The 21,114-nt window shown below is 67.5% G+C and carries 16 protein-coding genes and 1 pseudogene; 8 read left to right on the forward strand and 9 right to left on the reverse strand.

Translation table 11 applies throughout. The features are described 5' to 3' along the window. Nucleotide 1 precedes the first annotated feature (1 nt). From OVA06_RS01525 to OVA06_RS01535, 3 genes are read right to left on the reverse strand one after another with little or no spacing between them, the layout of a single operon-like run. Complete coding sequence (locus OVA06_RS01525) at nt 2–2,137, reverse strand: dipeptide/oligopeptide/nickel ABC transporter permease/ATP-binding protein (RefSeq protein WP_268155805.1); 2,136 nt, start codon at nt 2,135–2,137, stop codon at nt 2–4. Between the two features lie 3 nt (nt 2,138–2,140). Further along, nucleotides 2,141–3,097 (reverse strand): ABC transporter permease, encoded by a 957-nt coding sequence (locus tag OVA06_RS01530; protein ID WP_015938539.1) that lies wholly within the window; start codon nt 3,095–3,097, stop codon nt 2,141–2,143. A gap of 21 nt (nt 3,098–3,118) precedes the next feature. Then, nucleotides 3,119–4,759, reverse strand: coding sequence for an ABC transporter substrate-binding protein (locus OVA06_RS01535; RefSeq protein ID WP_442793507.1), 1,641 nt, complete (start codon nt 4,757–4,759; stop codon nt 3,119–3,121). Nucleotides 4,760–4,912: 153 nt separating this feature from the next. Here OVA06_RS01535 and OVA06_RS01540 point away from each other — a divergent pair, with 153 nt between their 5' ends. Beyond that, entirely contained in the window at nt 4,913–5,809 is an 897-nt protein-coding gene (locus tag OVA06_RS01540; protein WP_268155810.1) for a DUF4862 family protein, read from the forward strand. On the opposite strand, the gene OVA06_RS01545 is transcribed toward OVA06_RS01540, so the two are convergent. Beyond that, nucleotides 5,793–7,523, reverse strand: coding sequence for a sialidase family protein (locus OVA06_RS01545; protein WP_268155812.1), 1,731 nt, complete (start codon nt 7,521–7,523; stop codon nt 5,793–5,795). The two genes, OVA06_RS01540 and OVA06_RS01545, sit on opposite strands and share 17 nt — an antisense overlap. A 177-nt stretch (nt 7,524–7,700) precedes the next feature. Between OVA06_RS01545 and OVA06_RS01550 the strand changes: the two genes are divergently transcribed. Continuing rightward, entirely contained in the window at nt 7,701–10,637 is a 2,937-nt protein-coding gene (locus tag OVA06_RS01550) for an exo-alpha-sialidase (protein ID WP_268155814.1), read from the forward strand. 74 nt (nt 10,638–10,711) lie between these two features. On the opposite strand, the gene OVA06_RS01555 is transcribed toward OVA06_RS01550, so the two are convergent. Both OVA06_RS01555 and OVA06_RS01560 read right to left on the reverse strand, forming a co-directional pair. After that, a complete protein-coding gene (locus tag OVA06_RS01555) occupies nt 10,712–11,419 on the reverse strand; it encodes an ABC transporter ATP-binding protein (protein WP_268155816.1) in 708 nt (235 codons plus the stop codon). Between the two features lie 27 nt (nt 11,420–11,446). Further along, a complete protein-coding gene (locus OVA06_RS01560) occupies nt 11,447–12,547 on the reverse strand; it encodes an ABC transporter permease (protein WP_268155818.1) in 1,101 nt (366 codons plus the stop codon). 163 nt (nt 12,548–12,710) lie between these two features. Here OVA06_RS01560 and OVA06_RS01565 point away from each other — a divergent pair. The 4 genes and pseudogenes from OVA06_RS01565 (at nt 12,711) to OVA06_RS01580 (ending at nt 15,785) form a co-directional block, all read left to right on the forward strand. Further along, a pseudogene (locus tag OVA06_RS01565) lies at nt 12,711–14,036 on the forward strand (sensor histidine kinase). After that, nucleotides 14,029–14,688 carry a response regulator transcription factor gene (locus tag OVA06_RS01570; protein WP_268155820.1) on the forward strand — a complete coding sequence of 220 codons (660 nt, stop codon included), beginning with the start codon at nt 14,029–14,031 and terminating at the stop codon, nt 14,686–14,688. The pseudogene OVA06_RS01565 and the gene OVA06_RS01570 overlap by 8 nt, the downstream one beginning before the upstream one ends. A 77-nt stretch (nt 14,689–14,765) precedes the next feature. Further along, on the forward strand, nt 14,766–15,230 hold the full coding sequence (locus tag OVA06_RS01575) for a pyridoxamine 5'-phosphate oxidase family protein (RefSeq protein WP_056080726.1): 465 nt from the start codon (nt 14,766–14,768) through the stop codon (nt 15,228–15,230). A gap of 117 nt (nt 15,231–15,347) precedes the next feature. Further along, on the forward strand, nt 15,348–15,785 hold the full coding sequence (locus OVA06_RS01580) for a VOC family protein (protein ID WP_268155823.1): 438 nt from the start codon (nt 15,348–15,350) through the stop codon (nt 15,783–15,785). Nucleotides 15,786–15,866: 81 nt separating this feature from the next. On the opposite strand, the gene OVA06_RS01585 is transcribed toward OVA06_RS01580, so the two are convergent. After that, nucleotides 15,867–17,057, reverse strand: coding sequence for a rhamnogalacturonan acetylesterase (locus tag OVA06_RS01585; protein ID WP_268155825.1), 1,191 nt, complete (start codon nt 17,055–17,057; stop codon nt 15,867–15,869). Nucleotides 17,058–17,417: 360 nt separating this feature from the next. On the opposite strand from OVA06_RS01585, the gene OVA06_RS01590 reads away from it, so the two are divergent. Further along, complete coding sequence (locus OVA06_RS01590; RefSeq protein ID WP_056080720.1) at nt 17,418–17,600, forward strand: hypothetical protein; 183 nt, start codon at nt 17,418–17,420, stop codon at nt 17,598–17,600. Nucleotides 17,601–17,791: 191 nt separating this feature from the next. Here OVA06_RS01590 and OVA06_RS01595 read toward each other — a convergent pair whose 3' ends face one another. Further along, entirely contained in the window at nt 17,792–18,127 is a 336-nt protein-coding gene (locus OVA06_RS01595; protein WP_268155828.1) for an antibiotic biosynthesis monooxygenase family protein, read from the reverse strand. A gap of 108 nt (nt 18,128–18,235) precedes the next feature. Then, nucleotides 18,236–20,095, reverse strand: coding sequence for a dihydroxy-acid dehydratase (gene ilvD / locus OVA06_RS01600; protein WP_268155829.1), 1,860 nt, complete (start codon nt 20,093–20,095; stop codon nt 18,236–18,238). Between the two features lie 86 nt (nt 20,096–20,181). Between ilvD and OVA06_RS01605 the strand changes: the two genes are divergently transcribed. After that, a complete protein-coding gene (locus OVA06_RS01605) occupies nt 20,182–21,018 on the forward strand; it encodes a helix-turn-helix transcriptional regulator (RefSeq protein WP_268155830.1) in 837 nt (278 codons plus the stop codon). The last annotated feature ends 96 nt before the right edge of the window (nt 21,019–21,114 follow it).

Here is a 21,114-nt window from a genome sequence, read left to right on the forward strand (position 1 = left end):
CTCACTTGGCGTCCTCCTTGCGGTGGCTGGCCCAGTAGTGGTCCGAATCCCCGCCGTTGGCCGAAGCCACGGCGGTGAGGACCAGCTGCTGGTTGGGGTCGGCGTCGCTGCGCAGGGAACGCGGCGCGAACCGGTCCCCCGGGGCGAAGTCGTTGGGTGACGGGACTGTGCCGGGGATCTGGTGCAGTCGGGCGGCATCGGCCTCGATGGAGAGAACCGCGCCGAGCAGGCCGCGGGTGTATTCGTGCTTCGGGTTCCGCAGCAGCTCGGAGGCCTGGGCGGATTCCACCACCTGGCCGGCGTACATGACCGTGATGCGGTGCGCCAGGGAGGCCACCAGTGCGAGGTCGTGGCTGACGAACACCATGGCGAATCCCAGCTGCTCGCGCAGTTCGTTGAGCAGGTCCACCACCTGCTTCTGGACTGTGACGTCCAGGGCAGTGGTGGGCTCATCCGCCACCACAATCTTGGGTGAACGGGACAAGGCCATGGCGATCAGCACGCGCTGCCGCTGCCCGCCGGACAATTCGTGGGGGTAGCTGGCCAGGGTGCGGACCGGATCGAGCTTCACCATCTCCAGCAGCTCGGCCGGGGTCTTCCGGCCGCCGCGGCGGGTCAGCTGCAGCATCTGGTCCTTGATCTTCATGGACGGGTTCAGCGAGCTGAGGGCGTCCTGGTAGACCATGGCGATCTGTTCGCCGCGCAGGCCCTGGTAGGCCTTGGTGTTGCTGTGGCTGGTATCCGGATCCAGCAGTTCCTTGCCGTCGAACCGGATGGAACCGCTAATCCGGGCGGTCTTGGGCAGCAGGCCCATGACGGCCAGCGACGTGATGGACTTGCCGCAACCGGACTCGCCCACAAGGCCCATGGTTTCGCCTTCGCGGACGGTGAAGGAGACGTTGTCCACGATGGCTGTCTCGCCAAACCGGCCGGGGAACCGGATGGAGAGGTTGCTGACCTCGAGGACCGTCCGGGCGTCCGCCGGGACCTGGGGGAGTCGGTCCGTGCGGGTGGCCTCGACGGCGGCGAGCAGTTCCAGCTCACGGTCCAGCAGGGCGTGCGGGTTGGCGGCGGTCCTGACATCGGTGAGTACCGCTGAGGTGTCCTGCCGGCCTTCGGTGGGGGTGGTTCCGGAAGCCGGCAGGACGGCGTCGAGTTCGTGCTGTTCCACAATCGACGGCTGCGCAACCGAGGTGGCCACCTCGGTATCCACGGCCGAACCTGCGACTGCTGCGCCGGCAACGGAAGCGGCAGCACCGTCGTCGTCCTTCACCACCGGGGCGCGCCGCAGCCGGGGGTTGACCATGGCGTCGGTGAGGCCCTCGGCAAGGATGTTCAAGGCCAGGACGGTGAGCAGGATGATGAGGCCGGCGAAGGTGGTGGCCCACCAGCCGCCGGACAGGACCAGGTTGCGGCCGTAGGAGATCACGTTGCCCCAGGACGGGGCGGGATCCTGGACGCCGGCGCCCAGGAAGGACAGCGAGGCCTCGAGGATGATGGCGTCGGCCACCATCACCGTGGCGAACACCAGCACGGGGGCGGCGGTGTTGCGGACGATGTGCTTGAGCAGGATGTAGAAACGGCCGGCACCGATCACTCGCTCGGCACGGACGTAGTCCTCGCCGTACTGGGAGAGCACGTTGGCGCGGACCACGCGGGCAAGCTGCGGGGTGTAGATGATGGCGATCGCGATGATGATCGTGGGGACCGTGTTGCCGAACGCTGCCAGCAGCACTGCGGCCAGGGCGATGCCCGGGAATGCCATCAGGATGTCCATCAGGCGCATGATCAGTTCGTTCACGGCCTTGCTGGACGTGGCGGCCAGCGAGCCGAGGAACGCTCCGGCCAGGACGGCCAGGGCCACGGCGCCGAGGCCGATCATCAGCGAGGACTGCGAGCCATACAGCAGCCGGGAGAAGATGTCGCGGCCCAGCCGGTCGGTGCCGAAGAAATGCTCGGCACCCGGGGGAGTGGCCGGCATGAAGGATTCCAGCGGATCGTGCGGTGCCAGGACCGGGGCGAAGACGGCGGCGAAGGCGATCACCACCAGGAAGGCGAGGGCCAGCCGGGAGCCCCAGGGCAGGGCCCGCAGGCGGATCCCGGGGGCGCTCAGACGTTCAGCGAGTTTGCTGCGCATGGGTCACACGGTCCTGATTCGGGGGTTGATGAGCAGGTAAAGCAGGTCCACGGCGATGTTCACCAGGACGAAAGTGACGGAAATGGTCAGCACCACACCCTGCACCAGGTTCACGTCCAGGTTGGTGATGCCATTGAGGATCAGCTGGCCCATGCCGGGCAGGGCAAAGATCATTTCAATCACGACGGCGCCGCCCAGCAGGTAGCCGATCCGCAGCCCCAGCACGGTCACCGGAGTGACAAGTGCGTTGCGGAGCACGTTCTTGGAGACCACCTCGCGGTACGGCACGCCGTTGCCGATGGCCGTGCGGACATAGTCCCGGTCCAGTTCCTCCACCATGGAGGTGCGGACCACCCGGATGAGCGAGGCCGAAACCGGGATGCCGAGGGCCAGGGCGGGCAGCGCCATCGAGTTGAGCCAGCCGCCGAATCCGGACTCCGGGGTGGCAATGCCGCCGGACGGAAACATCGCTGCCGGCCCCAGGGCGAACCACTGGATCAGGAGGATGCCCAGCCAGAACGACGGCGTTGCCACCGCGGCGATGGAGAACACGCGGACCAGCTGGTCCTGCCATTTGTCCCGGTAGAGGGCGCCGATGATGCCAAAGACCAGGGAGACCACGACGGCGATGATGACGCCCAGGAAGGTCAGCTGCAGCGTCAGGGGGAACGCCGAGCCGATCATGCTCGCCACAGACTTGGCCGGCGGCGTGGTGACGCCGAGGTCGAGCTGCAGGAGCTTGCCCAGGAACCGCACATACTGCAGCAGCAGCGGATCGTTCAGGCCGTTTGCCTGGCGGTACTGTTCCTTGGCTTCCTCGCTGGCGCCCTCGCCCAGGGCGCTGCTTGCTTGGTCTCCGGGGGCGGCCTGCAGGACCAGGAACACCAGCAGGGTGATGCCCAGGACCATCAGCGGCAGGGCTGCGAGCCGTCGGCCCAGCAGTCGCAATATGGTGCTCAATGTAGTCTCCGGTGGGTAGGTCTAGGCGGTGCGGCCCACACCAACGAAGGACACTCCGGTGGTGGGGAGCGGCTTGAAGCCGCTGAGTTTCTTGGAATCCCAGGCGCTGGGAAGCTGGCGGTGGAACAGCGGGTAGAGCGGGACTTCCTCGGACACCAGGTCCACGATCTCGCCGGTCAGCTTCTTGGCGTCTTCCGTGGTTGCCCGGCCTGCCTTGGACATGAGGTCCACCAGCTGCGCCCGCTCCGGCGTGTCCCCCCAGAAGGCGCGGTTCTTCATCCAGGTGTCACCTGCGTAGAACCAGCTCAGCAGCAGGTCCGCGTCGTTGCCGAACACCGAGGGATCGCCCGGCGCGGCAACAACCTTGTAGTCGCCCTTGGCCACGCGGTCCGTGTACAGGGCGCCGGACTGCAGGTTCTTGAGCGTGACCTTGACACCGGGGATCTTGTTCCAGGATTCGAGCATCAGGGGTGCCACGTCCTTGACCCAGGCGGTGTCCGTGGTGAGCAGCTCAAACTCGAGGCTGGTGACGCCGGCTTCCTTGAGGAGGTCCTCGGCCTTCTTGGCGTCGTAGCCGTAGACGTTCTTGGCCTTGACGTAGTCCGGGTGGCCCTCCTGGAAGTAGGAGCTGGCTGGCTTGGCGTTGCCGAACAGGGCCTTCTTGATGATGGAGTCCTTGTCCAGGCCGTAGTGGAGGGCCTGGCGGACTTTCTTGTTGTTGAAGGGTGCGGCGTTGCAGTTGAACATCATGAACAGCAGCCCGAAGGACTGCACCGATTCAACGGTGGCTGCCGACTTCAGGCCCTCCATGTCCAGGTAGGGGACGTCCTCGATGGCCTGGACGCGGCCGGACTGCATGGCCGTGACACGGGCGGCGGCATCGGAGAGCAGCAGCCAGGTCATGCCCTTGGCCAGGGCAGGCATCGGGCCGTTGTAGGCCTGGTTGGCTTCGAAGACGATCTTGTCGTCCTTGACGGCGGAGATGAGCTTGTACGGTCCGGTGCCTACGGGCTTCGCGTCGAAGGACTTCAGCTGATCGGAACCGAACGGGAAGTTGGTCAGCGCCTTGGGCACCACCTTCACCACGGAGATGCGGGGCCCGAAGCCGGGGAACGCGTACTTGAGCGTGAACTCCACGGTCTTGGCGTCCAGGGCCTTGACCTCCTGGATGAACGGAATGAACTGCGAGAACAGCGACTTGTTGGCCGGGTCCATCACGCGGGTAAAGGAGAACACCACGTCTTCGGCGGTGACCGGCGTACCGTCGTGGAAGACGGCACCGTCCCGGATGGCCACCTGGTACTGGGTGTCGCTGACCTTCTTGGGGTCCGCGGCGGCCAGGGCGTTGTACGGCTCACGGGTGGCGGGGTGCAGTTCGATGAGGCCTTCGAACACGTGCAGGTTGGCGGCCATCGGGGTGGCGCCGGAAGAGGAGATGGGGTCGAACCCGGTGGACAGCGCGTAGGAGATGCCGGCCTCGATGGTGAGGTCCTTGTTGACGGGCGAGGTGTTTTCGGTGGCGCCCGTGGTGGTGGCGGCGGGACCGCCGCAGGCTGCGAGGGAGCCGGCGAAGGCTGCGGCCAGGCCCATGGCCCCGCCCAGCTTCAGGAAGTTCCGGCGGCTGGCGTCATTGACCAGCGGCAGGTTCTTGATGTTGTTCATGTGCCTCACCATTCAAAAGATGTTTATCGGATGTAGGATGTCCTAGCTCGTAGAAAGACTGTAAGGGCGATCACAGGCAGCCGTCAAGTGCAGCGGCTCAGCTGCACCCGATCGCCCTGTAGACACACCGCCTTCCAAGCAACGGAGTTTGAAATGTCCCTCATCGTCGGCGCTTATCCGGCCCAGCCTGCCGGCTCGCAGCAGGAGTTCTACCGTGAGCTCGCATCCGTCCAGGCTGTACGGGGACTGGAACTTCCGTACGGACCGCACGGCGGCAACGCCTGGCCCGCCGGGGCACCCGCGGGATGGTCCGCCGTCGTAACCTCAATACCGGGCACCATGCAGCGGATGAACGCATCGGCTGCGTTCGGACTGGCCTCCCCGGACGCCGGCGGCAGGCGCGAGGCCCTCGAATTCGTGGCCGGGCTCCACGCCTACGTGCTCAGCCTCAAGGGCGAGGGAAGGCACGTGGAAGCCGTCGAACTGCATTCAGCGCCGCATCCCGGCGCCGACGCCGCCATGTTCAGGGCATCGCTGAGCGAAATCCTCGACTGGGACTGGGGAACCACCCGGGTGCTGGTGGAACACTGCGACGCGCCCCGGCCCGGCAGCAGGCCGGAGAAAGGCTTCCTGCCGTTTACCGACGAGGTGGACGTGGTCCGCTCACTCCGCGAACAGGCGGGTGGCCGGGTGGGCCTCGTGATCAACTGGGCGCGGTCCGTCATCGAAACCCGCAACCCGGGCACTGCCGCCGAACATATTGCGCAGGCCCGGGAGGCGGGCGTCCTGGCGGGTGTCATGTTCTCAGGCTGCTCACCGGACGCCACGGAGTTCGGCTATCCGTGGATCGACGCGCACCTTCCGGCGGTCGAGGTGGAAGGGTCGCCGCCGGGCTCCCTGCTCAACCGCGCCGAAATCCAACGGTGCCTTGCGGCAGCCGGCACGGGGCCGTTCATCGGCTTCAAGGTTGGCCTGCCGCGCGAGGGCCTGACGGTGCAGGGCCGTGTTGACCGCCTGCGGCAGATGTGCGCCCTTATCGAGGGGAGCTGACCGGTGGCGCGTCTTCTACGCTGACATCCCCGGTGGCCATGATGAACCGGAAGGTCCTGGACAGCTGCCATGCCGTGTCCCGGCTGGTTCCTTTAACGGTGAAGGTGATGGTCACGGCTTCCTTCTCCACATCCCCCGCCGTCAGGGTGTACGACGGCGTGAAGTACAGTGCCGCATCCCCCGGCAGGAGGTCCCGGGCCGGGAAAGCCGCGGCCCCCGGCCCGGTGAGCCTGACCCCTGTGACTGTATCGCCGCCGTCGTTCCGTGCCCTGCCTGTGAACGCGAGGATGTCGCCTGCCTTGTAGCCGGGGATGATGGGGCCGTAGTTGAGGTCCTGCGCCGCGCGGGTACCCAGTACCTGGGCCTGCCCGGCGGAGTAGCCCTGGCCGATCTCCTTGGACGCCGCACCCCAGTCGCCGCCGTCGTCCGCCATGACGTGGAACTCGCCGGCGTTACGCCACTCCTCCGGAAGGCCCGGTGTGATGGACCGGAGTTCCATGTCGAAGGTGAGTCCGGCAGCCGGTTCCGGGGTGGAGGGCTCTCGGTGCGGTTGCGCTGCAAGCTGGTCCGTCAGCTGCCAGGAAGGAATGGAGGCGAACACGATTTCGCGGTACCCCTGGCGTTCGTACAGGACGCCGATGTTGCCGTCGGGCAGCCGGGTGGCCGTGGAGTACGCCGAGCTTCCCGGGCAGAGCACCAGCCCGGCAGGCCAGGTGCTGCCGTTATCCGGTGAGAGGCTCAGGACGGTGTTGCGGCGCAGCGCGGTGTCCCGGTTGTTGGTGGCCAGCAGCCACCGGTCCGTCGCCGTGCCGCCACAGCCCGTGACGGACGGCAGTCCGTCGAAGCGGGACAGTGAGCCGTTGTCGCTGGGATCCGGAAGGTCCTCGACAGGCGCCAGCGGGCTCCAGCTGTGGCCGCCGTCCGTGGAGGTGGCGGCCAGGCGCCGGGGCGTTGCCCGGCTGTGCAGCAGCAGCCGTCCGTCATCCAGGGCCGCCACTTTGTTCTCGTTGGGCGCCGCGCCGTGGGTTCCGGCGCTGATGAATTCCCCAAGCATCCAGCGCTCGCCGTGGTCGTCAGAGTAGGCGGAGGCGGCCATGATCTCGCCTCCGCACAGGAGGACGAACTGCTGCACCAACCGGCCCGTGAAGGGCCCGGCGTGGATCTGGATACCCTGTCCGGCGGCGGCAAAGATGCCGGTGACATCCCGGCCGGCGGGGGAGCTGCCCTTCAGCTCCGCGGTGAGGCGGCGGTGCTGCCAGGTGGCACCGTCGTCGTCGGACCAGCTGAGATTTGTGTGCTGGATGGAGGGGTCGTCCGGCGCCATCCCGGTGGCTGACTCGAAGAAGCCGGCGCGCGTTCCGGCCGCGTGGAAGAGGAAGATGCGTCCGGTTTCGGCGTCCACCAGCAGGCTCGGATCACCGAAGCCCTCCAGGCCAGTGCCGCTTCGCACCACTGCCTGTTCGCTCCAGGTCTGCCCCTTGTCCACGCTGCGCCGGATCAAAAGATCGATGGGGCTGGGCAAGTCGTCGAGGTTGGGCCTGCCGTCGTAGGCGGCCAGGACTGTGCCGCGTGCGGTGACCGCGAGCGCCGGGATCCGGTACTGGCGGTAGCCCCCGCGGCCCCGGACGGCGAGGATGTGCTCGGCTGAGGGGACGGCGGCGGGGAAAGCGGCGGGCGCGGAGGATGCGCTTGGGCGGAGGAGATAGGACGTCACATGTTGAGTCTAGCTTTCCGGTCCTCCCATGCCTAAGGTGGTAGGACGTCGTATGTAGCAGGAATCACACTTTGGGTTCAGCGCGACGGCGTTCCACACCTCCATTCGAGCCGCAGCGCGGCGTCCAGAAAGGACATGGGTTTGCGAATTACCACGAAAAGAACCAGGAAAAGATCGATGGGGCATGCTGCGGGCACAGGCGCCCTCGCCTTAGCCCTGCTTGCCGGAACCGGGTTGCCCGCCCAGGCGGCACCCACCCCGTCCAACAGCCCCACGGCTCCTCCCGGCGCTTTCCAGGAAACCAACCTGGCCGCGGACAGGACCGCCAACAACTTCTTTTACCGCATCCCCGCACTGTCCTACCTGGGCAACGGCGTGGTCCTCGCGGCATGGGACGGCAGGCCCGGCAGCTCCGCCGATGCCCCCAACCCCAACTCCATCGTCCAGCGCCGCAGCACCGACGGCGGCCGGACCTGGGGGCCGGTGCAGGTGATCGCCGCCGGGCATGTGGGCGACGCCGCCGCTGCAAAGTACGGCTATAGCGATCCGTCCTACGTTGTGGACGCCGAGGCCGGAAAGGTCTTCGCATTCTTCGTGTATTCCAAGGACCAGGGGTTCGGCGGCAGCCAGTTCGGCAACGACGACGCGGACCGGTCCGTCATCTCCTCCGCGGTCATCGAGTCCTCCGATGGCGGCCTCTCGTGGAGCCAGCCGCGCCTCATCACTGACGTCACCAAGCCGGGCACCAGCAAGGCCAGCCCGGCCGCCGGCGATGTCCGCTCGAACTTCGCTTCCTCCGGTGAGGGTATCCAGCTCAAATACGGCCCGTACAAGGGGCGCCTGATCCAGCAGTACGCCGGGGATATCCGCCAGGCGGACGGCAGCAACAGGATCCAGGCCTACAGCGTCTACTCCGACGACCACGGCGCCACGTGGCACAAGGGCGCCAACGTGGGCGACCGGATGGACGAAAACAAGACGGTGGAACTCTCCGACGGGCGCGTGCTGCTCAACTCCCGTGACAACGCCAACCAGGGATACCGCAAGGTTGCGGTCTCCACCGACGGCGGTGCCACCTACGGCCCGGTCACGCAGGACACCGAGCTTCCGGACCCGGCCAACAACGGGGCCATCGCGCGCATGTTCCCCAACGCCGCGCAGGGAACGCCCGACGCAAAGAAGCTGATCTTCACCAACGCCAATTCCAAGACCGGACGCGAAAACGTCTCGGCCCGGGTGTCCTGCGACGACGGCGCCACCTGGCCCGGCGTCCGCACCATCCGCGCGGGCTTCTCCGCGTATTCCACCGTGACCCGGCTGGACGAGGGCCGCTTCGGCGTCCTGTACGAGGGCAACTACACGGACAACATGCCGTTCGCCGCCTTCGACGATGCCTGGCTGAACTACGCTTGCGCGCCACTGTCCGTCCCCGCGGTCACCACCGCACCCGGTGCCACCAAGCAGGTGGCCGTGACGGTCACCAACCAGGAGGCATCCACGCTCTCCGGCGCCACCGCCACCGTCTACACGCCCAGCGGCTGGTCTGCCACCACGGTGCCCGTGCCCGACGTCGCGCCCGGTGCCTCCGCTACCGTGAACGTGGACCTGACCGCGCCGGCGAACGCCAGCGGCCCGCAGATACTTACTGCGGCGTTCACGACGGCGGACGGCCGGGTTTCGCGGGCCACCTTCACGGCCACGGTGCCGGTTGCACCGCAGGTGGGCATGACCATTACCGGCTCCGCCCCGGACCGCGACGTGGCGGCCAGCCCGTACAAGACCGGTGACGTTGTCAGCTACACGTTCACTGTGAAGAGCACAGCCAACGTCACCGCGAACGCCGTACCCGTTTCCGGGCCGTTCGACGCCGGCTTCCTGCCACCCGCCCCCGGGGCGCCCAGCAGCCCTAACTGCCGGTATAACAACCTGGCTGCCGGTGCCGGCTACACCTGCACCACGGCCAGGCACACGGTGACGGCCGAGGACATTGCCCGCGGCTACTTCGTGCCGCAGGCCACCTTCAGCGTCACGGCCAGCGCGACGCCGTCGCTCACTAAAACGGTGGCGTTCACCGGAGCGGCCGTGGCCCTGCGCGACGGCCTGGTTTCCGCCACGATCACGGGCAGCCGGAATGACGCCGGCCGGGACCTCGCCGCGCAGCCGTACACGGCAGGGGAGGCCTTCCCCTACAAGTTCGACGTCGCCAACACCAGCCCCCTGGCGGAAAAGGTGGTGCCCACGGCGGGCAACTTCAGCCCCCTCGTGCCGGACGGTCCCGGGAACTGCCGGTACAGCGTCCTGCCCGCGGGCCAGGGCTACACCTGCGCCACGCCGCGGCACACCGTCACCGCAGAGGAAGCAGCCCAGGGCTTCTTCATCCCGGAAACCACCTGGGACGTCAGCGCCGCAGGCCAGGGCACCCGGACCTACGCCGTCAACGGCGGCGAGGTGGACCTGAAGGTGCGCGATGCCAGCCTGGACGGCACCGTCGCGGCTGTTTGGACCGACAAGGACGGCGACCGGTACGCCTCCGCAGGCGACGTTGTGACGTATACCTACACCCTGGGCAACGCGGGCAATGTCCCGCTGACCGGGGTGGCTGCCCCGGACGCAGGCATCAGCGAACCGTCCCTCGCAGCCGGCAGCACTGTGACGGCCACCAGGGACTACGTGCTCACCGCAGCTGACATCGCCGCCGGGAAGCTGGACGCAGTACGTTTCAGCGCCACCGGGGACAACGGAACCAAGCGTGCCACCGTTTCCGTCAGCGGCGGTGGAATCCAGCTTGAGCTCCAGCCCGCCCAGCCGGAGTCCGAACCCGCCCTGACGGTCCAGGACTTCGACGGCCAGGCGCCGCCGTTCGACCTGAAGACGCAGGACAAGTACCGGAACGGCCAGAAGGTGGTCCTCGAGGGGCTCGACTACGGGCAGTGGTACTACGTCTACCTCAACAAGCGCAGCCAGCGGATCGGCTGGCTCTTCCCCACCACCGCCAACACCGTGGAGTTCATCCTCCCGGCGGGGGTCCAGAACGGCCGCGATGATGTGGTGGTCCTGGACAAGGACGGCAAACAGGTCTCCTTCGACCGCCTGCAGGTGACCCCGAAGGGTTAGCCCGACGCCGCGTCACGGACGCAAACAGCCCCGGCGGGAGACCCTTCCGGGGCTGTTTGCGTTGCTGCCCCCGCTCAGGCGCTGGCCAGGACCGGTGCCGCCAGCCGTCCGTCCCGCATGGTGGCCACGGCGTCCGTCAGCGGCAGGAACTCGGTATCGTGCGTGACCATCACCGTGGCCACCGAGAATTCCGTGGTGACCCGGCGAAGCAGCCGAACAATTGCCTCGCTGCGCTCATGGTCCAGCGCCGCCGTCGGCTCGTCCACCAGCAGCACCTTGGGGCTGCCCATCAGCGCGCGGGCGATGTTGACGCGCTGGCGCTGCCCGCCGGAGAGCTGGTGCGGCAGCTTGCGGGCGCTCGCGGAGAGCCCGACGACGTCCAGCAGGCCGGCCGCCCTGTCACGGGCCGCTTTTGCTGGTTTGCCGCGCAGGTGGTCGGTAATGATGAGCTGCTCGGCGGCCGTCAGGGAGGGGAGCAGGTTGGGCTGCTGGAAAATGATGCCGATCTTGCTGCGCCGCAGGGCCGTCAGCTCCTTGTCCTTGAGGCCGGAGGTGTCTGTGCCGTCGATGAGGACCTGCCCTCGGGTGGGCCGGACCAGGGTGGCGGCGGTGGCCAGAAGGCTGGATTTCCCGGAGCCCGATGGGCCAACGAGTGATAGCAGCTGGCCGGCGTGCGCGGTGAGGCTGACCCGGTCCAGGGCGGTGGTGGTTCCGGTGCCGTCAGGGTATTCGAGGGTCACGTCGACGAGGTCCAGGGGAACGGAGGTGGGGGAAGCAGGCATGGGGTTTCCTTTCAGGAAGTCGGGTTTTCAGTTGCCGCCGAGAGCCAGGAGCGGATCCACGCGGGTGGCTCGCCGGACGGCCAGGGCTGCCCCGGCAAGACCCAAAGCGATGATCCCGACGACGGGAAGCAGCGTGGTGCCGGCGTTCAGCATGAAGGGGGCGGCCTGCGCGGCCAGCGACCCGGCAGCAACACCCACAGCCCCGCCGGCGGCGGCACCAGCCACCAGGACGATGGCGGCCTGGGCGATGGCGTCGCGAAGGATGTAGGACGCGGGGGCTCCCATGGCCTTGAGTACGGCGATGTCCCGGGTCCGCTGGATGGTCCAGACGGTCAGGAACGCCACGATCACCAGCGCAGCGATGCCGTAGAGGAACGCCTGCATGAGGGTCAGCGACCCGTTCTCGCTCTTGTACGATCCCAAAGCCTGGAAGGACCCGGTGCGGGATTCGCTCACAGTCCCCGCCGCGGCATTGGCCGCAGCCTCGTCCACGTCGGCACCGTCCGTGACGGCAACCACCGTGGCCAGCTGCCCGCCGTCGGACACGTGCGCCACCCTGGCCCACTGGGGAAGGTCCGTCCACACCACGCTGGTGTGCGAATACCACTGGTCCGGGACCACGGCTGCGACGGCAAGTTCCACGCCGCCGACGCCTACCGTGTCGCCCTGCTCCACGGACAGCGCGTCCGCCACCGAGGCGCCGAGCACCGCCGTCCCGGGCACCACCGAAGCAGGCGCCAGGGGGCTGCCGGCAGGAACCCCGAAGACGGCGACGTTGGCCGTCCCGGAACCATCAGCGGTCTGCAGCCGGGTTTGGGTGATGCCCAGCGGCTCGGCGGTGGCCACCCCGGGCTGGTCCTTCCAGCGGTCCACCTGCCCTGCGGTCACCGAGCTCTCCGTGTACGAAGCCTTGGGGGTGCCAGTACCCGGCGCGCCGAACGCGACGGCGTCGACGGGCCTGGACCCGGCAGCTCCGCCGAGCTTGCCGATGGCGGAGGTGGACTGCTCGGCCAGGCCGGCCGTGAGGCCGGTCAGCATCACCAGCAGCAGGGTGATCAGGGCTACGACGCCGCCCATCATGGCGAACCGGCCTTTGGCGAAACGGATATCGCGGATTGCCAGGAACACGTTGTTCTTCTCTCAGCAGGAGTGGAATTGGGTAATTCCACTCTCCCGCCGGGCACCGGCCGGGGCATCGCGGGGATGGTTGATCCCCGGCCGCCGTGGGGTGGATCCCGGAGTCAACCATTTGATTGATCCGCCGCCGGCAGCCCCGGCATAAGCTGGGGGAATGCCCGCCGCGCCCTTACAGACATCCCCGGACAGAACCGGCGGAAGCCTGTCGGGGGGACCGCTGGATGCCGTGGAGAATGCGACGTCCGCAGCGATCCTGAAAGTTCTCCGGGTCACCCTGCACACCGGATTCGCCGTGCTGCTGGGCGTGGCCCTGGTCCGGATCCTGATGGCCGGCGGTCCGCTGCGCTGGCTCTGGGCCGGGGTGGCGGTGGTTCTCGCCGGGGTGTACCTGGCCGGAACGGTCCTCGAGAAGCGCCATGCCTAGGGCCGGGCCAGCATGGATCCGCGCCGCTTCGCCCTTCTGTGGCTGGTGCTGGTGACCGGGCTGTGGGCTTTCCTGCTGGCTGGCAGCGCCGACTTTGCCTGGCTGGCGTTCCCCATCTTCTTCCTGCACCTGCACCTGCTGCCCCGGCGCGCGGCGCTGCTGACCATTGCGCTGATGACGGTAGCGGTGATCGCCTCCCAGTGGGCAGCCAGCGGTGCCCCGGTTCCACACGCGGCCGCCGTCGTCGGCCCCGCGCTCGGTGCCATTTTCGCCGTCATCACGGGCCTGGCCTACGCCGCCCTGTACCGCGAGGCGCTGAACCAGCGGCGCGCGGCCGATGAGCTGCGCCGGACGCGCGAGGCGCTCGCCCGGACCCAGCATGAGGCCGGTGTGCTGACGGAGCGGGAGCGGCTGGCCCGCGAAATCCACGACACCCTGGCCCAAGGCCTGTCCAGCATCGTGCTGCTGGGACGGGCCGCCGAACAGTCCCTGGCCGGCGGCGACTCCGGCGCGGCTGCCTCGCAGCTGGAGCTGGTGCAGCGGACTGCGGCGGAGAACCTGGCCGAGGCCCGCAGCTTTGTCCGTGGACTGTCCTCACCGCAGCTGGAGGGGAGCACGCTGGTGGACGCACTTCGCAGGTTGTGCGCCGCCACCGAGACGGGCGCCGCCGCCGCCGGGTTGCCGCTGCGCTGCCGCGTGGAGGTGGACGGCGATCCCCTGGACCTGCCCCAGCCGGTTCGCGTCACCCTGCTGCGCGCGGCCCAGGCGAGCCTCGCCAACGTCCGCGAACATGCCGGGGCGCTCACCGCCGTCGTGACCCTGGCCTTCCTCGGCACGGAGGTGACCATGGACATTTACGACGACGGCGCGGGCTTTGATCCGGATGCTGCGGCGGCCGCCGCGCACGCCGGCGGTGGCGACGGCGGCGGGTTCGGTTTGCGCTCGCTGCGGGAACGCGTGGATGCCCTGAACGGCTCGCTGGAGCTGGAATCCGCTCCCGGCGAGGGCACCGTGGTGGCCATCCGGCTGCCGCTGGCTGGTGAATTCCGTGAGTGAAGTCCGTGTGCTCCTGGTGGACGACCATCCCGTGGTCCGGGCCGGGCTGCGGGCCATGCTGGCGGGGTTCGAGGGGATCGCCATCGCCGCCGAGGCGTCCGACGGGCGGGCTGCGCTGAAGGAACTGGACCGGCTGTCCGCGCTGGGGGAGCCGCCGGACGTTGTCCTCATGGACCTGCAGATGGGGCAGGGGATGGACGGGGTCACCGCAACGGCCGCGATCCGGAAGCTGCCGGCCCCGCCGCCGGTGCTAATCCTCACCACGTACGATACCGACGCGGACATCCTCGCTGCCGTGGAGGCAGGGGCGAGCGGCTACATGCTGAAGGATGCCCCGCCAGAACAGCTGCGGCAGGCTGTCCTGCAGGCTGCGGCCGGCGGCACGGCCCTGGCGCCGAGGGCTGCCGCGCTGCTGATGGACCGGATCAGCAACCCCGGCACCTCGCTGACCCCGCGGGAGGTGCAGCTGCTGGAACTGCTGGCCACCGGCCTGTCCAACCGGGCCATCGCCAAGCAGGTCTTCATTTCCGAGGCGACAGTGAAGACGCACCTGGTCCATATTTACGGCAAACTCGGCGTGGACAACCGAACCGCGGCCATCGCCGCGGCCACCCAGCGGCGGATCATCCGGCCGCCGGGTGGCAACGGCTGATCGGTTTCTGGTCCGCTGGCCTTTGGGGGGCAGCACGGCCCTGTTGCGCCGCGGCTCTCCGGCCTAGAATCACGGCCATGGCCACCCCACAGCAGCAGCCGCAAGCCGAGACCCTCACAGAAGACGAGTGCTGGCGATACCTGGAATCCGCGTACATTGGCAGGCTGGCGGTGATCAACCGGGCAGTTCCGGAGATCTTCCCGGTCAACTTCGTGCCCGTGGACCGCACCATCCTGTTCCGCACGGCCCCCGGCGCCAAGCTCAATGCCCTGCTTAGCAGCACGCCTGTCGCCTTTGAAACGGACGGGCTGGGCACCTACAGCACGGAGGTGTGGAGCGTGGTGGTCAAGGGCATCCCGGGCCAAGTGCCGGAGGGCGAAGCGCCTGTTGAGCTGGCCGACCCGGACCGTGAACCGTGGCTGCCGGGACCCAAGGACCACCTGATCCGCATTACTCCCACCGAAGTCACGGGCCGCAGGTTCCCCGTGCATTCACGGACCCGCTGGTGGCCGCCGCTCGACTTCTCGTCGGACTGGACCTGAAACACCGGGATTCTGCGGCCTTCGAGGCCACACGATGCCAGCCCGCGGTCCACAGCGCCAGGCGACTGCTTCGCTCTGCCACTGGACCTCCTCCGTCCGCCTCGATAGCGTGCACCCATGACCATCAAGCTTGAGAACGTGGGCATTGCTGTCCGGGACCTCGAAGAAACCATAGCCTTCTTCACCGATCTCGGCCTCACGGTGGTGGGGCGGGACACGGTCAGCGGCGAATGGACGGATACCGCCGTCGGACTTGACGGCAACCACGCCAAGATCGCGATGCTCCAGACACCCGACGGCCACGGTCAGTTGGAACTCTTTGAGTACATCCACCCCGACGCGATCGAGACGGCCCCCACGCTGCCCAACGAAATCGGCATGCACCGCGTCGCCTTCTCCGTGGACAACATCGACGACGCCCTGGAGATCGCAGCGAAGCACGGCTGCCACCCGCTGCGCGGCGTGGCCACCTACAAGGACGTCTACAAGCTCTCCTACGTGCGCGGGCCCAGCGGCATCATCGTCATGCTCGCCGAAGCGCTGAAGAAGGACTGACGACGGCGGGTTGCGGCTTTCCGGAACCCGGACCCGGTGCCGCGCGCGCCGCCGTCGTCCGCCTGTTTCGGAAGGTAAGGCCTACTGGAGGCCTTGCCGCGCCAGGTCCGCGGTGACGATCCGGGCGAGCTCGGTGGCACCGGCACGGTTGGGGTGCAGGGTGTCGCCGGTCATGAACAGGGCCAGCGTTGCCTCCGGGCCGATCTGCGTGAAGTAGGCGGACGAGAGGACATTCAGGTCCACCAGCGGGACGCCTTCCTCCTGGGCCAGGGCCACGGTGGAGTGCCGGTACCAGCGGTCCACCGAGGAGTGCACTCCGTCCACGAAATCGGTGGCGCGGCCCTGCGGGGTCACCAGGACCGGGGTAGCGCCGGTGGCAGCCACCTGGCGGACCATGTCCCGCATGATCTCTTTGAACTCCGCCTCGGTGGTGGCGTTCTTGGCGGCGGTGTCGTTGATGCCCATCTCCAGCAGGAACAAATCGCCGGGCTTGATGTACTGCAGGATGGCTTCCAGTTGGCCGTCGTTGCGGAATCCCCGGGCAATCTGACCGCCGGTGGCCATGTTGCGGACGTCGTACTCTTCCGGGTTTACGAACTGGGGCAGCAGCTGGCCCCAGCCGCCCTGGACGCTGGAATCGAGCGGGTAATAGCTGGCCACCGTGGAATCGCCGCCCACCCAGATGGTGGGGTCCATCTCCGGGTGGCGCGACACCTTCTCGATGTCCAGGGCGCTGAGTGTGAAGGCCGTGCCCACCTTGCCTTCCGTGACCAGAAGATTGAGCTGGCCGTCGGTCACCGGGATTTCGAAGGATGCAGTGGCGCCGTTTCCGGTCAGGTTCATCTCCTGGAAGACGCCTTCCGCGGCTACGCTTGCCCGTGACGTATCGCCGAGGGTGACGGTCACCCTGTACAGGCCTTCTTTGAGGTCCACATTGAACGTGTTGCTGCTCTTGGTGCCGAACTCCAGGAAGCGGACGGCGTCGCTTCCCGCCCCGGTTCCTTTGGCCGCAACGTTGGCCATGTGCTCGGGGGTGTTGAAGCCGTACCGGCGCTCAGGCGTGTAGGCGTCCGAGGCGGAGACACCTGTGTACCCCTGCTCCGCCGGACCGCCGCCGAAATCGAACCGGTAGTTGCTGGGTTCGGCCCGGGCAGCGGGGGCGGAAAACGCCAGTCCGGCTCCACTGGCCAACGCAGTGGCGGCAAGACACCAGGCCAGGGGCTTTTGGTAGTTCCTGCTGCGGGCGCTGCGGGCAGGGCGGGTTTCGGTCACGTTGATCTCCTTTGATAACGGGTGGTCGGCACACGGCCATGTTGTATCGATTCAAAAAGGGAGCGGGCGGTCATTCGGAGAATGGGGATGGAAGTAGAAGCCTGGAGCCGCTGTTACAACAGTTGTAACAGCGTTCAACTTTCACAGTCAAGAGATTCTGATCGTTTTCTGTGATGTTTTGGTGTTTCATGTTGCGGTGCGGGGCCCGCGCTAAGAGGCGGCCCGGTGACGACCCCATGGGCCCGTAGCCTCGGCGCCCAGGCTGCCGCCCGCCGTCGTACGTCAAAAAGTTTGCCCCGGGCCGGAGCCTTTCGCGGCCGGGGCTGTTAGCGTGGAGGCCCGGCCAATGGAGGAGCAACGATGACCACCAACTCACCCGACTCACTGCCTGACGGCGAAGCCCGGGAGGCGGAAGACAAGGCAAAGGGCGGCGGCGATGTGCCCGGCGGCAGCGACGGCGTAGGAATCGGCGCAGACGCCGAAGCCAACACCTTCGAGCCCGAAGAGGACCCGGACGCGACCAAGGGCCCGGAAACAGACTGAACCGCAGCGTCAGCCCGTGCCCGGGCTCAAATTTCAGTCAAGATTCCCCGCCGGCCGCCAAAATCGGCATTTCCGGAGGTTACCAGCGGGTAGATTTTTAGTTGCTTCCAATTCCCCCAATGCGGAGGCAACAAGGAGGCCCCCGCGCTCGAGCTTCGACTCGCGTGGGGGCCTTTCCTCATTCCGCGGGCCTACCAGGCCAGGTCTTTCGAGTCCACAGAGATTGCAGGCCCTGCCGACATCACCTGGTTATAGTGCTCCACCACGGGGAACGGCTCGTAGAACCGGTGCAGCAAGGCCCGCCACTGCTGGTATTCGGGGGAGCCGCGGAAGCCTTCGGTGTGGTCCTCGAGGGTTTCCCATTCCACCAGCAGCAGGTACGTGCCGGGGGACTCAATCGAGCGCGAGAGCGAGAGCGAAATGAAGCCGGGCATGGCCGCGATGATGTGGCGAGCCTGGTCGAACGCCGCCTCGAACTCCTCTTCCTGGCCGGGGATGACAGGCAGCAGGGCGTGCTCGGTAATCATCCCGCCATTCTGGCAGGTTTTCGGGCCGTTCCCGTCCTGACCTGCTGCAACGCAGAGGACCCCCGCCCGGTAAAGTGTCCGGGCGGGGGTCCTGCCGATCCCTGGGGACTAGTGCTCCAGGAGGGACACGTCGCGGACGGCACCCTTGTCCGCGGAGGTGGCCATGGCGGCGTAGGCACGCAGCGCAGCGGATACGTGGCGGTCCCGGTCCTTCGGCTTGTAGCCGCCGTTGACCAGCAGCTTCTCGCGGCGTTCGGCAAGGATCTCGTCCGAGACCTCCAGCTGCAGGGAGCGCTGGCTGATGTTGATGCTGATGATGTCGCCATCCTCCACCAGGGCGATGGTTCCGCCGGAGGCAGCCTCGGGCGAAATGTGCCCGATGGACAGGCCGGACGTGCCGCCGGAGAAGCGGCCGTCCGTGATGAGTGCGCACTTCTTGCCCAGGCCGCGGCCCTTGAGGAACGACGTCGGGTAGAGCATTTCCTGCATGCCCGGGCCGCCACGGGGGCCTTCGTAGCGGATGACCACCACGTCGCCTTCTTTAATACCCTTGTTCAGGATCTTCTCCACGGCCTCGTCCTGGGACTCGCACACCACGGCCGGGCCCTGGAAGGTCCAGATGGATTCGTCCACGCCGGCGGTCTTCACCACGGCGCCGTCCTCTGCCACATTGCCGCGCAGCACGGCCAGGCCGCCGTCCTTGGAGAAGGCGTGCTCCACCGAGCGGATGCAGCCACCCTCCGCGTCGCTGTCCAGGGACGTCCACTCGTTCGACTGTGAGAACGCGGTTGAGGAGCGGACGCCGCCGGGAGCAGCGTGCCACAGGGCCTGTGCCTCTTCGGTGGCCTTGCCGCCGCGGATGTCCCAGTCATCCAGCCAGCCGTCCAGGTCGGTGGAGTGCACGGAATGGACGTTCTTGTGCAGGAGCCCGCCACGGTTCAGCTCACCCAGCAGCGCAGGGATGCCGCCGGCGCGGTGCACATCTTCCATGTAGTAGGTCTTGTTGCCGGCAACGTTCGGGGCAACCTTGGCCAGGCAGGGCACCTGGCGGGATTTGGCATCCATCTCGGCCAGGCCGTACTCCACGCCGGCTTCCTGGGCTGCAGCCAGCAGGTGCAGGATGGTGTTGGTGGAGCCGCCCATGGAGATGTCCAGCGCCATGGCGTTGTCAAAGGCTTCCGCGGTGGCGATGTTGCGGGGCAGGACCGACTCGTCGTCGCCGTCGTAGTAGCGCTTCACGAGTTCGACGACGGTAGCGCCGGCCTTCTCGTACAGCGCCTTGCGTGCGGTGTGGGTCGCGAGCACGGAGCCGTTGCCCGGCAGGGCCAGGCCGATGGCCTCGGCGAGGCAGTTCATGGAGTTGGCCGTGAACATGCCGGAGCAGGAGCCGCAGGTGGGGCAGGCGTTTTCTTCGATGAGGTTGATGTCCTCGTCGGAGATGGACTCGTCCACGGCGTCGGCGATCGCGTTCACCAGGTCAAGGGAGCGGACGGAACCGTCGGTCAGGGTGACGCGACCGGCCTCCATGGGTCCGCCGGAGACGAAGACCACGGGGATGTTCAGGCGCAGCGCGGCCATCAGCATTCCGGGGGTGATCTTGTCGCAGTTGGAGATGCACACCAGGGCGTCGGCGCAGTGGGCGTTGACCATGTATTCGACCGAATCGGCGATCAGGTCGCGGGACGGCAGCGAGTAGAGCATGCCGGAGTGGCCCATGGCGATGCCGTCATCCACGGCGATGGTGTTGAACTCGCGCGGCACGGCGCCGGCGGCGAGGATCGCGTCGGAGACAATCCGGCCCACAGGGGCGAGGTGGGTGTGGCCGGGGACGAATTCTGTGAAGGAGTTGGCCACGGCGATGATCGGCTTGCCGATATCCGAGTTGGCGACGCCGGATGCGCGCAGCAGTGCGCGGGCTCCGGCCATGTTGCGGCCGTGGGTAACTGTCTTTGAACGTAGTGCAGGCATGATGACCATCCTTCTCTGGCGCCGCCGCAAGAGGAAGACGGCCTTGCTACTAGTAGTGAAAGTACCAGAGTAATAGTATTTCTTTCGTGCAGAATTCTGGCCGGCGCAAAGAACTGGGCCTCTTCCTCCGGGCCCGCCGGGACCAAGCCGTCCGGGTTGACTATGGACTCCCGCCGATAGCCCGCAAGCGTGAGCGGGGCCTCCGGCGTGAAGAGGTGGCGTTCCTTTCCGGCGTGAGCGTCACCTGGTACACGTGGCTGGAGCAGGGCCGCGACATCAGCCCGTCCCGCCAGGTGCTGGAAGCCGTCAGCAGGGCACTGCATCTTTCAGACACCGGTCTGGACTACGTCCTGTCGCTCGGCGGATATGCGTCCGCCGGACCAAGCACGACGGCGGCCGCCACCGCACCAGCCCACCTCCAGCGGCTGCTCGATGCCCTGGACCCGAACCCCTCCTTCGCGCTGTTCCCGGACTGGGGCGTCGCCGGCTGGAACAACGCCTACGCGGCACTCTTCCCCAACATCGCCACGGTTCCTGCTGCGGACCGCAACCTCCTCTGGCTGGTGTTCACCGATCCCTACGTGCGGGACCTGCTGCCCGACTGGGAGGTGACCAGCAAGAGGTTCCTGGCCGAGTTCCGCGCCGAAACGGGCCAGCGGCTGGGGGATGTGGACGTCAAGAACCTGGTGGAACGGCTCAAGGAGGCCAGCCCGGAATTCCGGGAAGGATGGGACCGGTACGACATCCTGGGCTTCGAATCACGCGAGCGGCTGTTCCACCACCCCGCCGTGGGAGTGCTGCAGTTGGAGCACCACCAGCTGTCCCCGTCGGACCGGCCGGACCTGCACCTGGTGGTCTACACCCCGGCACCCGGGAGCGACGCGGGCACGCAGATGGCGTCCCTTATTGCAGCGGCAACCTAGCGGAACGCCGGAGCAGGTGCGAGTCTGGACCAAGCACCAGAACGTCGCCGCCCCAGCCACCGGCGTTGGTGCCGGCAATTCAACCGCCACGACGTG

This window comes from Pseudarthrobacter sp. SL88 (genome assembly GCF_026672455.1).
Lineage (GTDB): Bacteria > Actinomycetota > Actinomycetes > Actinomycetales > Micrococcaceae > Arthrobacter.

Coding starts and splice junctions, on each gene's coding strand:
- OVA06_RS01595 (WP_268155828.1), bottom strand. CDS start 18,127: ATGATTACCGAGCACGCCCTGCTGCCTGTCATCCCCGGCCAGGAAGAG.
- OVA06_RS01555 (WP_268155816.1), bottom strand. CDS start 11,419: ATGCCTGCTTCCCCCACCTCCGTTCCCCTGGACCTCGTCGACGTGACC.
- OVA06_RS01590 (WP_056080720.1), top strand. CDS start 17,418: ATGACCACCAACTCACCCGACTCACTGCCTGACGGCGAAGCCCGGGAG.
- ilvD (WP_268155829.1), bottom strand. CDS start 20,095: ATGCCTGCACTACGTTCAAAGACAGTTACCCACGGCCGCAACATGGCC.
- OVA06_RS01550 (WP_268155814.1), top strand. CDS start 7,701: ATGGGGCATGCTGCGGGCACAGGCGCCCTCGCCTTAGCCCTGCTTGCC.
- OVA06_RS01575 (WP_056080726.1), top strand. CDS start 14,766: ATGGCCACCCCACAGCAGCAGCCGCAAGCCGAGACCCTCACAGAAGAC.
- OVA06_RS01540 (WP_268155810.1), top strand. CDS start 4,913: ATGTCCCTCATCGTCGGCGCTTATCCGGCCCAGCCTGCCGGCTCGCAG.
- OVA06_RS01525 (WP_268155805.1), bottom strand. CDS start 2,137: ATGCGCAGCAAACTCGCTGAACGTCTGAGCGCCCCCGGGATCCGCCTG.
- OVA06_RS01535 (WP_442793507.1), bottom strand. CDS start 4,759: ATGAACAACATCAAGAACCTGCCGCTGGTCAATGACGCCAGCCGCCGG.
- OVA06_RS01580 (WP_268155823.1), top strand. CDS start 15,348: ATGACCATCAAGCTTGAGAACGTGGGCATTGCTGTCCGGGACCTCGAA.